The sequence below is a fragment of the Rothia sp. HMSC065D02 genome (assembly GCF_001815285.1).
Lineage (GTDB): Bacteria > Actinomycetota > Actinomycetes > Actinomycetales > Micrococcaceae > Rothia > Rothia dentocariosa.
The window spans coordinates 507,736-519,131 of sequence record NZ_KV820089.1; the positions used below are offsets into that span (position 1 = coordinate 507,736).

At 54.1% G+C, this 11,396-nt stretch carries 13 protein-coding genes and 3 tRNA genes; 4 read left to right on the plus strand and 12 right to left on the minus strand.

Going from position 1 to position 11,396, the window contains the following annotated elements; translation table 11 throughout:
• Positions 1 to 39: 39 nt before the first annotated feature.
• Both HMPREF3016_RS06335 and HMPREF3016_RS06340 read right to left on the minus strand, forming a co-directional pair.
• Positions 40 to 885, minus strand: coding sequence for a spermidine synthase (locus HMPREF3016_RS06335; RefSeq protein ID WP_070741064.1), 846 nt, complete (start codon positions 883 to 885; stop codon positions 40 to 42).
• Positions 886 to 894: 9 nt separating this feature from the next.
• Complete coding sequence (locus HMPREF3016_RS06340; protein ID WP_070741067.1) at positions 895 to 1,716, minus strand: DsbA family protein; 822 nt, start codon at positions 1,714 to 1,716, stop codon at positions 895 to 897.
• Between the two features lie 159 nt (positions 1,717 to 1,875).
• On the opposite strand from HMPREF3016_RS06340, the gene HMPREF3016_RS06345 reads away from it, so the two are divergent.
• Both HMPREF3016_RS06345 and HMPREF3016_RS06350 read left to right on the plus strand, forming a co-directional pair.
• A tRNA-Thr gene (locus HMPREF3016_RS06345) sits at positions 1,876 to 1,947 on the plus strand.
• Between the two features lie 135 nt (positions 1,948 to 2,082).
• Positions 2,083 to 2,277: a hypothetical protein gene (locus tag HMPREF3016_RS06350; protein WP_013397915.1), complete on the plus strand. Its 195-nt coding sequence runs from the start codon at positions 2,083 to 2,085 to the stop codon at positions 2,275 to 2,277.
• A gap of 94 nt (positions 2,278 to 2,371) precedes the next feature.
• Here the strand turns inward: HMPREF3016_RS06350 and HMPREF3016_RS06355 are convergent, their stop codons facing one another.
• From HMPREF3016_RS06355 to HMPREF3016_RS06365, 3 genes are all read right to left on the minus strand, one after another.
• Positions 2,372 to 3,247: an HpcH/HpaI aldolase/citrate lyase family protein gene (locus tag HMPREF3016_RS06355; RefSeq protein ID WP_004005648.1), complete on the minus strand. Its 876-nt coding sequence runs from the start codon at positions 3,245 to 3,247 to the stop codon at positions 2,372 to 2,374.
• Positions 3,248 to 3,515: 268 nt separating this feature from the next.
• Entirely contained in the window at positions 3,516 to 4,034 is a 519-nt protein-coding gene (locus tag HMPREF3016_RS06360; protein WP_070741070.1) for a dehydrogenase, read from the minus strand.
• 164 nt (positions 4,035 to 4,198) lie between these two features.
• On the minus strand, positions 4,199 to 5,209 hold the full coding sequence (locus HMPREF3016_RS06365) for an NAD(P)H-quinone oxidoreductase (RefSeq protein WP_070741147.1): 1,011 nt from the start codon (positions 5,207 to 5,209) through the stop codon (positions 4,199 to 4,201).
• 149 nt (positions 5,210 to 5,358) lie between these two features.
• On the opposite strand from HMPREF3016_RS06365, the gene HMPREF3016_RS06370 reads away from it, so the two are divergent.
• Positions 5,359 to 5,446, plus strand: a tRNA-Ser gene (locus tag HMPREF3016_RS06370).
• A gap of 71 nt (positions 5,447 to 5,517) precedes the next feature.
• Here HMPREF3016_RS06370 and HMPREF3016_RS06375 read toward each other — a convergent pair.
• Both HMPREF3016_RS06375 and HMPREF3016_RS06380 read right to left on the minus strand, forming a co-directional pair.
• Complete coding sequence (locus tag HMPREF3016_RS06375; protein WP_048778316.1) at positions 5,518 to 5,850, minus strand: DUF4190 domain-containing protein; 333 nt, start codon at positions 5,848 to 5,850, stop codon at positions 5,518 to 5,520.
• A gap of 232 nt (positions 5,851 to 6,082) precedes the next feature.
• On the minus strand, positions 6,083 to 6,652 hold the full coding sequence (locus HMPREF3016_RS06380) for a cell division protein FtsK (protein ID WP_048751820.1): 570 nt from the start codon (positions 6,650 to 6,652) through the stop codon (positions 6,083 to 6,085).
• Between the two features lie 227 nt (positions 6,653 to 6,879).
• Here HMPREF3016_RS06380 and HMPREF3016_RS06385 point away from each other — a divergent pair.
• Positions 6,880 to 6,971: transfer RNA gene (locus HMPREF3016_RS06385), tRNA-Ser, on the plus strand.
• A gap of 192 nt (positions 6,972 to 7,163) precedes the next feature.
• Here HMPREF3016_RS06385 and HMPREF3016_RS06390 read toward each other — a convergent pair.
• From HMPREF3016_RS06390 to HMPREF3016_RS06410, 5 genes are all read right to left on the minus strand, one after another.
• Entirely contained in the window at positions 7,164 to 7,685 is a 522-nt protein-coding gene (locus tag HMPREF3016_RS06390; protein WP_004005656.1) for a SixA phosphatase family protein, read from the minus strand.
• Positions 7,686 to 7,808: 123 nt separating this feature from the next.
• Positions 7,809 to 8,576 (minus strand): winged helix-turn-helix domain-containing protein, encoded by a 768-nt coding sequence (locus HMPREF3016_RS06395; protein ID WP_004005657.1) that lies wholly within the window; start codon positions 8,574 to 8,576, stop codon positions 7,809 to 7,811.
• Between the two features lie 544 nt (positions 8,577 to 9,120).
• Positions 9,121 to 9,759 (minus strand): uracil phosphoribosyltransferase, encoded by a 639-nt coding sequence (gene upp, locus HMPREF3016_RS06400; RefSeq protein WP_048751824.1) that lies wholly within the window; start codon positions 9,757 to 9,759, stop codon positions 9,121 to 9,123.
• Between the two features lie 47 nt (positions 9,760 to 9,806).
• A complete protein-coding gene (locus tag HMPREF3016_RS06405; protein WP_070741073.1) occupies positions 9,807 to 10,448 on the minus strand; it encodes a hypothetical protein in 642 nt (213 codons plus the stop codon).
• 13 nt (positions 10,449 to 10,461) lie between these two features.
• The gene (locus tag HMPREF3016_RS06410; protein ID WP_070741077.1) at positions 10,462 to 11,106 is read right to left on the minus strand and encodes a hypothetical protein; all 645 of its coding nucleotides are present in this window, start codon (positions 11,104 to 11,106) and stop codon (positions 10,462 to 10,464) included.
• Between the last annotated feature and the right edge of the window lie 290 nt (positions 11,107 to 11,396).

Consider the following 11,396-nt stretch of genomic DNA (forward strand, 5'->3'; position numbering starts at 1 on the left):
TGCGTGCCGGGTCGGTTCTGCGGCGAGCAGCGTGGGCGGCTATTGCCCGGCCAGGTACCCCAGAAAATCCCGCAGTTCTTCGGTACCCAGCACCTCCGCCGGATGCGGTCCCCGCGCGAACAGCGCATCGGCGGTGTCCTCGTCGAGTTCACGTGCGGTTGCGATCAGCACCAGGTTCCCCTCGTGTTCACCGCTCAGCATGGAAGAATCACACAGGCACCACACATGCTCGAACGTGTCTAATAGGGCGCGCGCCTGCCCCTGGAAGAAGGGCAGCCCGGCATCATCGCCCACGTTCACGGCGAGTACCCCGCGGGCGCTCAGAAGCTCACGCAGCTCGGCGTAGTAGTCGGCGTTGGCAAGGTGGGCGGGCGCATCCATACCCGTAAAAATATCAAGAATAATAGCGTCGATCCCGCGAAAAACGCCGCCGTCGGATGCGGCATGAGCGCCGAAAAGCGCGGGAATCTCGGGGAGCACGGCGCGCGCATCCGAAACCACGAACTCGCACCGGGTACCTGCGGGCAACGGCAGCACCTCGGTCACAAACCCCATCAGCTGTGGCTCATAATCGACGGCCACTTGCGAAGACCCCGGGCGCGTGGCCTGCACATAGCGGGCGAGCGTGAGCGCCCCGGCCCCCAGGTGAAGAGCCGTCACGGGTTCGCGCGGCGGTGCGAGTACATCCAGCACATTGGCGATGCGTCGCAGATACTCGTAAAACACGACGGTCGCATCAGCAGCATCAACATGGGATTGTTCGGCACCACCGATGTCAAGCACATAGCCGTGCTCGCTGAATCCGTCCTCAAGAATGCGGGCGCGCTGACCGCTCACACTCAGGTGAACGCCCAGCGCGGCACGCTCTCGCTGTCTTTCATCCATCACGAAAGACTAGTTCAGCCCTGCGGCTTTCTTGAATTCTTTGGCCATATCCTCAGCGGAGGTCGAAGAATCCACATTCTCAAGAGGCTTATCGTTCACCACAAATTGGGGGGTGCCCTTCACGCCGATCTTTTGGCCGTACTCAAAATCGCCCTTGATCAAGTCAATGGTTTTTGGATCGACCAGGTCAGTCTTGAATTTCTCCTCATCCAACCCGAGTTCCTGAGCATAGCTGAGGAGAACTCCCGCAAACTCGGTCTGCTCGGTAATATCCTTCCAGCTGTCCTGAGTTTCAAAAAGCTTATTCGCCATCTCCAGGTGCTTATCCTGAAGTTCTGCCGCCTGCACGGCCTGCGCGGCGGCAATAGCATTCTTGTGAATTTGGGACAGCGGCATATTGCGCACGGTCACATTCATGGTGCCCTCAAGGTCCTTGGCAACCTTCTCATAGGTGGGTTCGGCCTTGGCGCAGTAGGGGCACTGGTAGTCGGTGTACAGGGTCACGGTGGGCGCACCCTGCTTGGGGGTGTTGAGGTGGTATCCAACCTCGTCACGCTCACCAACTTTGGTGGCGGTCATTTTGGCGGAGTCACCCGAGGCCGAAGCCGAACCGGATGCGCTTGTCTCTCCCCCGGCGCTAGCGCTGCCGGAAGCATCGCTCGAGGAAGCACTGCTTGCTGAGCCGCTTGGGCTGGCGTTAGAGCTTGAACTACCGCTTGCGGATGCACTCGACCCGGAATTTGAGGTGGTGTTAGCGCATGCGGAGAATACGACTGCGAGAGCGGGTACCCCGAGCGAAAGCGCGGTACGGCGATTGAGCATAGATGTCATGAGGGTTCCTTTACCGTAAAGATAATAGATCTTCTTTTCATCCTCCCATATATTGCGGGGGAACGCACCCCTTTCGAGTTATGGGTCATATTCGCTCTGCCCTGTAATCTCTGCTAATATTGGCGATGGTATACGCGCCATATAGGTCGTATATCGTGTGCCTCCTTAGCTCAGGGGTAGAGCATTTCCCTCGTAAAGAAAAGGTCGTGGGTTCGAATCCCACAGGGGGCTCAGCGTAACCCGTCGTCTTCTGCCAGCGGGCAGAGTGCGGCGGGTTTTGTGTTTCCCATCTACGGATTACCCTTGAAAACCCGTACAATAAGGAAAAGAGTTTTACCGTTTTGTTTGCAGTTCGAGAGGGGCATCATGCGTCATAAAAAACAGACCCAGCGTTTTGGGTTGGTATTCGTGCTTCTGCTGATACCGTGTTGTGCGCTGTGGTTCTTTTATCGATGGATTTTCGGTGAAGATACCATTATTGCCGTCCCCATCGTGCTGGGGGTTGTGACCTCCTATATTTGCGCCTATGCCTTTACCGGCGGCAGGACTCCGTACAACTAGCCGCCCGCAGCGAAGCTGTACCGCACAGAGAACACGTGAGCCGCGCATCCTAACCAGAGGCAGGATGCGCGGCTCACGTTCTTGTACCAAGACTTTAGACGTTGGCGCGCTGGGCGTCACTTTCGGTCTTTCCCCACAGCCCGTAGACTTTGGCGAGTTCTTTGACCTTCTTGGCGCGCAGGTAACGCGGCAGATATGAGCCGTCGTGCGGCCCGTCAATGGGCACGTCAAGCATTTTGTGCGCCTCGGCGATTTCGTGGTCACTCGGTGAGAATGCCTGGTTGATGGTGTCTGCCTGATCGGAATCGAGGGTGAGTTTGCCGGTCATGCCGTGGGCCGTGGCGTAGGTGCAGGCTTCAGTGAGAGCCGCCTTGTACTTTCCCACGGATGGACCGTCGATAGGACCGGGGATACCACCCAGAGTTGAAGCGATCACGAGCTGCGAGCGCACATAGGCGAGCGCCATGGGGGTGTCGCTGGAACCGGTATCGCGGCGGTAATCGCCTGCTCCGAAGGCGATGCGGAAGGTTCCGATAGCGCTGGCGATTTCGACGGCGTTGTGCACCCCGAGAGCCGATTCGATAAGCGCGATGATGGGTGTTCCGGCGGGCAGTTCGGAGGCGGTACGGTCGATATCGGTCGCGTGCTCTGCGGTGGCGAGCATAACGCCGCGCAGACCTTTGGTGTTTTTGAGGGCTTTAACGTCTTTCCACCAGTGCTCGGTGGTGATAGCGTTGATGCGCACCCACGCGACCACGCCGGAGTTGAGCATTTTGACGACTCGACTGCGGGCTTCGTCTTTTTCGTCTTCGGGGCACCCGTCTTCGAGGTCTAGAATAATGGAGTCTGCTTCACTGGCGAATGCTTCTTCAAAGTCTTTTTCGGCTGAATTAGGGCGTACAAGAAGCCAGGAGCGAGAGAGACTGGGGCGTAGCTGGCGTGCACGTTCATTGCGATGGAATTCGAGCATTGGTTGGTCTTTTCCCTGATGTGCTGGTGTCCGAGCTTTTAGTGTAGGTGTCTGATCCATGATGGTTATACTAAGCTCAACCTTAGTTAAGGTTCTAGTTACCTTATATCGTGTGGGTTTTTACGCGGATTTATATGGTTTTATGTTGGATAATTCGCGGCATGAAACCCTCAAAAGACACTAAACCCCCGAAATTACCGGGGAAATTATACGGAGCCCGCGACTACACAACTATTCGCACATCGCCGCTAGTTTCACGTTTATGACGTTAAACCGAGGTTGTCTGCAGAGACAGGTTTTCGTTGCGCGCCTGTGCAGCTTTTTCATCACGCGCGCGGGCGATCAGGCGTTCCGCATTTTCGACATGCTCAACCACACTCTGCACGCGGCGCTCTACCGTAATCTTGCGGTGGCACTGCACACTGCACTCGCCAAAGCACCGCGCCATCGCCAGCGCCTCAGCGCAGAGGGCTACCGCATTACCAGCTTTTGAGAGCGCCCGATGCAGATCCGAGAACGTGCCTTCAGGGGAGGCAGGAATATCCATGCCATCACTGGGGGCAATACGCTGCGCCTCCATCGCGACGGTACGAACCCGCGGAATAAGATCGGCAAGAGTATTCGCATCCGGCACGATAAGTTCGATCATCTCGGTATCGGCAAGGCGTTCAAGAACCTGATGGAAACGATCAATACCGCGAATAAACCGGTCATGCGCACGGCGCCAGAGACCACGCCCAAGTTCCGCATCATCACGCCGTGATTGCAGGAAATCTTTGAGTCCCATAGCCTCTCCTCATACTCAGCAGGTCGTGCGTCTAGAAAGCTCTATATACTTAGGGTACCCTAAACCTCGTTTTGGTGACAGGATGTCGTACAAAAAATGTTGATATGGGATTAAGCTCTCGAAAAATTCACGCATTTAGTCCAGTTAAACCGGCACAATACGACTTACATCACGCGCAAAACAACCTTGCCGCGATGCTGACCCGCATCAAAATACTCATGAGCCTGCGGCGCCTGCCACCACGGAAATTCACGATCAAGATTCGCCGAAAGAACGCCACGCTCAAGCAACGGTAACACGTTCTCATGTACCCCCGCCATAATTTTTGCCTTCTCATCCGCAGACCGTGACCGCAAAGACGTACCGTGCACCGACAGGCGCTTTGTTAGCATAAGACCCAGATCAAGTTCCGCGCGGCGGCCGCCCTGCACGGCAATCGTCGCCAGATGCCCGCCATCGGCCAAAGACCGCAGATTATCTTCCAGGTATTTCGCGCCCACCACATCAAGAATATAATTCACGCCGTGACCGGCACTCTCACGCTGAATCACCTGACGAAAAGACTCCGTGCGGTAATTAATCGGATGCGCCCCCAACGCCCGCACCACCTGAGCCTTCTCGTCATCACCGACCGTCGCAAAAACCCGCACACCGGCGGCGCGCGCCAGCTGAATAGCATGCATACCCACGCCCCCAGTACCGCCATGCACCAGGAGCGAAGTCTGCTCATCTTCCGCCGGTTTATTCTGCGCGGGATCAAGGCTCATTCCGCACAGAAGCACCAGATTCGAGTACACCGTCGCGGCGACCTCCGGGATGCACGCCGCCTCAACCATGCTCATACCCTTAGGAACGGGCAGGGTATGGCGCACATCTACCGCCGCATACTCGGCGTAACCGCCGCCAGCAAGAAGCGCCATGACGCGCTCGCCCACCAGAGTGGGATCAACACCCTCGCCCACAGCCTCTACCACACCCGCGATCTCAAGACCGTATACGGAGCTTGCCCCCGCGGGAGGCGGATAATGCCCGCGCCGCTGCAGGGAATCCGCCCGGTTCAGCCCGGCGGCCTGCACCCGCACCAAGACCTGCCCGGGTGCAGGGGCAGGAATCGGAACCTCAGAGAGCGTTAGAACCTCTGGATCTCCATGTTCTTTCTCGACAATGGCGCGCATAGTAGCCTCAACAACCTTCTTATCTGTATCTTCCTGCACCGAGATTAGCATGTGTTCTCGGGGCATACCGCAATGTTCAGATTTACAGAAAAGCATAGAACATGAGATAATCGGCGGGTACCTTTTCCGCTCAAGGGCGGAAAATACCGGGATGGTTGTCCGAGCGGCCGAAGGAGCTGGTCTTGAAAACCAGTAGGCGGTAACCCCGTCTCAAGGGTTCAAATCCCTTACCATCCGCACACTAAAACCCCGCGATGTGCCTGAATTTTCAGGTATATCGCGGGGTTTTTCGGCGTAGAATCTGCAGGTTACGAGACCAACCTCGAGAGGAACCACAGCACAATATCAAAGGCACCGAGGATACCCCCGATAAGCGCCATAGCAGTATAGCCAGCATTCTTTCCCTTATTAGCAATAAGACCCCTAATACAGGAAACTACGGCAACAATGCCAAAACCGATGGTAAAAATCCCAATACCGAGAGCACCTAGAACAAGGGAAGTAATGGAATAGATTTTTGCGTTTTTCTCTGCCTTGATTGCTTCAGGATCAATTGTCGGCGGGTACGGCTGCTGGTAACCCTGCTGAGGGTATCCGCCCTGCGGGTTCTGCTGAGGCTGAAAGTTATAGTTTTCGGACATTACTATCCTTCGAGGTAGAGGATCCTATCGTTGCACATAAGATCAGTTTTATTATCGGCTTTATTTACTGTACAGGGTTAAAGATAAGTACACGCTTTCCAACATGCCGTGTTAACAAATCCGTACCAACACGGCATACACGTTAAAGCGCCCAGATCATGCACAATAAAGCCCCGCTGTCCTCCCGACATCGGGATATTCCGCGGGGCTGCATCTTGTAAGCCCACAGCTGCTACCGAGTGCTGGCTATAGCGGCTATCACGAACGCCACCATCGGAATAAAGAAGAACAGAGTCTCAATCGCCCCCAGCGACAGGGCAATCCAGCTAGTAGCCAGACCGCCTCCGGCGGGAACTCCAACGCGCGAAGCCTGAGCACCTTTAACCGCGCCCCAGATCCCCAAACCCAGTGGAATCACACTCGTAACCCAGAAGAGGGCGAGCACCAAACCAGCAATGCCCAGGGCTAAAGAGGTCTGTGCCGCCTGCTCACCGGCAATCTGCTGCGGGGTTTTGGGGACAACAGTCATCATGGGCACGGGCTGCACATATACCGGCTGCTGATAGTAGTGTTGAGGAGCAGGCTGTTGGTAATACTGTTGAGGGGCGGACTGGTGATAGTACTGCTGAGGAACAGTTTGTTGATAGTCCTGCTGTCTAGGAGCGGGCTGCTGCTGGTTCTGATAAAGCTTAGTGTATTCGGGCAGAGAGTCAGAGAGAGGGCGAGTTTTCTCGTAGGCATCCTCACCCTGATGGGGGTTTTGCGACTGAGACGGTTGCTCTCCCGCGTGATGCTCAGACATAGCTATTCCTTTCGGTGACAAGAAGCGACAACTAGACCTGCCCACTGTCTACCTGCTGTAGGAAATATCTGGGGAACCGTTTTCAGCCTGCGTGAATGGGCGTGGCAATAACTCTAACTATAGCGCGTTGTTTTTCGCTCATGGGGGAAGTTTGGTCGGCAATTCCGAATTGACCAGCCTGCTTACTCCCGATATTCTTATAGGGATGCACTCGTTTCGTGCACCGTGGAGACGTGCCAGAGCGGCCGAATGGACTTCACTGCTAATGAAGGGTCGGGGTTGAACTCGACCGGGGGTTCAAATCCCCCCGTCTCCGCCAAAGAACGAACCCCCACACTGTAAAAGGTGCGGGGGTTCGCTGCGTCCTAGGGGCGTAGGGCATCAGATTTTTACAGTCTGTCTTATGATGCAGCTTTGTTTCCGCCTGGCTAACCTTGCCCTCCCAGTCGAAAAAGCTGCGGTTCAGCGGAAGAAAGAACGGGGGCGCAGTGTGCCGACTGCGGGTAGGAATTTAGAAGCTCATAAAGTCGATGAGACGCGCATCCGCACCGTCAAGAAGCGCCCACTCCCCCGGCACCTCAAAGACTGCTACGGACGAAGGCGAGAAGCCATAGGAAGCGTCCATCAGGGAATTGTAGTCAGAGTCGGGGCTCGCAAGCTGTAAGGTCACATCTTGCACCGCAGGCAGATGCGACACCACCATAAGCGTGCGCACGCTCTCAGAAACCCCGTTAATGCGCGCCAGTACCCGGGATGCAGGAACCTCGTACAGCCCCTCGTCCAGGTGCGGAGTAGGTGCCTGCTCACCGAGCGCATCAGATATCCAAGTGGTGGTCTGCCGGGTGCGCAGCGCCGCCGAGGACATCAGCTGCTCGGGAATATAGCCCTTCTGTTTGAGCCAGGAGCCCGCATCCGCAGCCTGACGATGCCCGCGTTTAGTCAGTGGGCGATCGAAATCATCCATACCCCAGTCGGCTTCGGCATGACGCATGATAATCAGGCGCTTAACGTCTCGGAGTGAGTTCTCAACCATACCTTCATAGTACAACGTAGGCGCCCCGATACGCCGGGTTGCCGCGTGATAGCGCGCCACAAAATCGGCATGCGAAAACCCCGTGCTCTTAAGAAAGAACGCGGGGTTTCGAGCGTAAAAAGACTAGATGGAGTATTCGGGGGCTGCCCACACCACAACTTCGGGATGCTCAAAGAACCGGTACCCCTGACCGCGCACGGTACGCACGGTTCCCGAAAGACGCCCCAACTTCGAGCGCAGACGCCGAATATGCACGTCAATGGTGCGTTCGTGGGGATGCTCGTCCCCGGCGCTCCAGAGCGACTCCAAAAGCTCGTCGCGCCCCACGGTGCGGGTGGAGTTCTCAACCAGATGCGCCAGAAGCTCAAACTCTTTGAAGGTGAGCATCAGCTGTTCCCCATCAAGGAACACCTCACGACGTGCCAAATCGATCAGAACGCCATTGGAACTAGGAGTTGCGGGCTGCTCGGCTTCCCGCGCCTGCTTGTGCAGCTCCGCCTGGTAGAACACGGCAGTCGGATCGCCAAGCGCATTGCGCACAACCTCAAGATCGCTGCCCTCCGCATGGACGGGAGCCAAAGCAACGGCGGCATAGGATTCGGCCTCAGGTGCCAGATGGTGTGCATAGGTTCGCAAATCCTGCACAATACGCACCAGCGATGTGCCGTTGGCTGCGGCAAGTTCTTCATTGAGCCCCACATACAGCACAAACCCGCGCGCCTCGTTCTCCTGAGCTCCTGCCTTCTGGGTGCCCTGCTGATCCCCGGAGGAGAAGGTCATCGGGCGCAAAGTAGCTGCGGACCCTTGTGTGCGGTTCTGCTGCGGCACTTGACGCTTTGCAGCACGACCACGCTGGGAGATGTGGACGTATCCAGGTACTGCACCTGACATTGTTCAACCTTCTCTCAAGATTTGTTGCGTACGGGTCCCTTGATTCTGCATGATGCGGAATGCTCAAACACCGCACGATACAGGCGGCGTTTCCTTTGCTATCAATATTTCTATTATTTGACTCATAAATCAAGCAACTTGGGGTATCTGCGACGTTCTGCTCGCAGCTTCACACCCTCGTGAACTTTGATTCAGTGCCGGGAAACGACGCTGACAAGCACCGTTTCTCCCTCATATTATACATGGAGATTCGGAACCGATACCCCAAAAAGCCGCGCGCTCAGAGCCCCTGACCGCATACGAACCGGGCGCAATTTCCACGTTCTGGAGCGGAGGCTCCCAAGGGTACCGTTAGCTCGTGCACTACTAGTGTTTTTCGCCGCATTCGCAGATGCATGTGGTGAAGGGGGCACACCGCAGTATGAAGGTGACAAGGAACCGACGCTCCGCGTGCAATCTCAAGAATCAAGCCTCCAAAGCACATGTTTGCGGCACCCGACGTCTAAGACCGCCCACGCGCAATCGTCAGACCCTTAAGGATGCGCTACTGCGCCAGCCCGTAGAGACGGTCGCCCGCATCGCCCAAACCGGGCACAATATACGCCCTTTCGTTCAGGCGCTCATCTTTGGCGGCAAGGAACAGGTCGACATTCTGCAGACCCTCAACACCCTTTTCGAGGGCCGCAATACCTTCGGGGGCGGCAATCAGGCAGACACAGGTGATGGATTCGGCGCCACGTTCGCGCAGGAATTTAATAGCCTCAATCAAGGTGCCACCGGTAGCGAGCATAGGATCGAGCAGGTACACCTGACGACCGGTCAGGTCTTCGGGCAGACGCTCGGCGTAGGTGACAATATCGAGGGTTTCTTCGTTACGGGCCATACCTAAAAACCCGACTTCAGCGGTGGGCACTAGACGAGTCATGCCTTCGAGCATGCCCAGTCCGGCGCGCAGAATCGGCACGACCAGAGGCTTCGGGTTAGCGATAACGGTTCCCATCGTGCGCGCCACCGGGGTTTCGATAGGGCGCTGCTCAACCCGAATCTCACGGGTAGCCTCATAGGCGAGCAGGGTAACGAGTTCATCGACGAGCTGGCGGAACGTGGGTGAGGGAGTGTTTTTATCGCGGAGCACACTAATCTTGTGCGCCACCAGCGGGTGATCAAGAATCTTAATACGCATACTCTCAGTTTACTCTGCCTACTGTAGCGAGTGCTGTTTGCCGGTTACTACAGTTTGTCGTGCGGGTGGTCGAGAAGATACTGTACTCCACTATTGGTTTCGATAGATTCCTCAAGTTTTCGCCGGTCATCGGTGCTATGCGGTTGAGCCCAGCGCCCTTCAGTCATGCGGAAAGCCAAGTGGAAAAGGGATAACTGCGTAGAGGTTTTTAAGGGGCGGATAAGAGTTTTTCTGCCCCGAAAGTCTTTAATGATGAGCTTATCGCTGTGTGGTTTAAAGATGTACTCAGAAATATCTGTATAGGGTACATTCTTCATGCGCCCATAGAATTTTCTCGTGGTTATACCTTGGGAATCTATGCGCACATACACATCACTGAAAGATTTGTGAATATACATGAAAAGAATAGAGAAAATAGCTATGATAACCCAAAACATGGGAGCAACAAGCACTCTAGGACCTGATGTTATCGATCCCCATATCAAGAATACAGCGACCAATAAACAAGTAATATCAATGACCACTACAGAAATTTTGTATATCCAATGGAGCCGAAATATCACCTCTTTCTTTAGCTCAAAAACAGGAGGTTTTGTGCTAATAAATCGAGTTATTACTGAAGCTGCCAATGATATGATGACAACAGGAAGAACCGGTATAAGGGCTCGTATTAAATCTGTCAATTCCATAGCTATACCTATATCACCGTTCTATAACACAAGGGGAACAACTCATAAGAAGTTCACGAGCCTTCTCAGGCTTATCAATAAAGTTCTGAAGCAGTTGTTGGTCTTCTGGATCTGCATTTTTTGCCCAATAACCATTCTCAACCCGAAATGCCAGTTGTGGAATCAACAGACCAGCACCTGTTAGTAAAGGGTCAAAACGCAAGGTTTTTCCATGATTAGTTTTCACTACAAGCCACGTAAGGTCTGTATCAAAGTCTCCTCGTGGATCATAGGAGAATTTTAAAATATCCTTATAAGATGCCTGATGAGAAACTGCTAAGAAGTTTGCCCATATCATACCCTCTGGTGTTGTCTGCAAATAAAAATTCTTACAGTCCAAATATATAAACAAACATAAATACCAGCCCAAAAACCCTAGAGGCAACATAACAAATGCACCACCAAATTCTGGGTCAAATAATACTGAAAGAACCGTTATAGACGTCAAAATAAAGCAACACATCAGCCCAAATTTTGCAAAGCTTTCAATGGTGTATGCCCTTCTTCCACAACGAGGAAATCTATAAGTAGTGTAATTTTTATTTTTTATACTCTTATATATCAAGACACAGGATAAAAGCTGAAGAGCAAGAAGAGTAACTCCAAAAATCTGATCCACTTCTAAAATCCTTTAGCATGCTTTGCTACATCCTCATATACACTTTTATAGCCTATAATCTATCCCTGTGTACGGATAGGCTAAGAGAGTCTATTTTAGTGTAGGGCACTTTTCAAAAATCCCATAAATCCGTACACCCTAGATAATCTTCTTACGTTAAAACGAAGTTTTTGGCCCACGTGAAATCCCCTGACGCGCTCTGCCTACTCCGGAACTCCGGCCCGAAATCAGGCCCACCAGCAGGCCTATACCCTTCCCCGTACCCCTCGTGGGCTAACCCCGAAACCACA

Bases quoted from the DNA above. Each gene is read 5' to 3' on its own strand.
- HMPREF3016_RS06360 (WP_070741070.1), bottom strand. From the start codon at position 4,034: ATGGGACTCAAAGATTTCCTGCAATCACGGCGTGATGATGCGGAACTT.
- HMPREF3016_RS06365 (WP_070741147.1), bottom strand. From the start codon at position 5,209: ATGCGCGCCATTGTCGAGAAAGAACATGGAGATCCAGAGGTTCTAACG.
- HMPREF3016_RS06335 (WP_070741064.1), bottom strand. From the start codon at position 885: ATGGATGAAAGACAGCGAGAGCGTGCCGCGCTGGGCGTTCACCTGAGT.
- upp (WP_048751824.1), bottom strand. From the start codon at position 9,759: ATGCGTATTAAGATTCTTGATCACCCGCTGGTGGCGCACAAGATTAGT.
- HMPREF3016_RS06380 (WP_048751820.1), bottom strand. From the start codon at position 6,652: ATGTCTGAGCATCACGCGGGAGAGCAACCGTCTCAGTCGCAAAACCCC.
- HMPREF3016_RS06355 (WP_004005648.1), bottom strand. From the start codon at position 3,247: ATGCTCGAATTCCATCGCAATGAACGTGCACGCCAGCTACGCCCCAGT.
- HMPREF3016_RS06375 (WP_048778316.1), bottom strand. From the start codon at position 5,850: ATGTCCGAAAACTATAACTTTCAGCCTCAGCAGAACCCGCAGGGCGGA.
- HMPREF3016_RS06405 (WP_070741073.1), bottom strand. From the start codon at position 10,448: ATGGAATTGACAGATTTAATACGAGCCCTTATACCGGTTCTTCCTGTT.
- HMPREF3016_RS06395 (WP_004005657.1), bottom strand. From the start codon at position 8,576: ATGTCAGGTGCAGTACCTGGATACGTCCACATCTCCCAGCGTGGTCGT.
- HMPREF3016_RS06340 (WP_070741067.1), bottom strand. From the start codon at position 1,716: ATGACATCTATGCTCAATCGCCGTACCGCGCTTTCGCTCGGGGTACCC.
- HMPREF3016_RS06350 (WP_013397915.1), top strand. From the start codon at position 2,083: ATGCGTCATAAAAAACAGACCCAGCGTTTTGGGTTGGTATTCGTGCTT.
- HMPREF3016_RS06390 (WP_004005656.1), bottom strand. From the start codon at position 7,685: ATGGTTGAGAACTCACTCCGAGACGTTAAGCGCCTGATTATCATGCGT.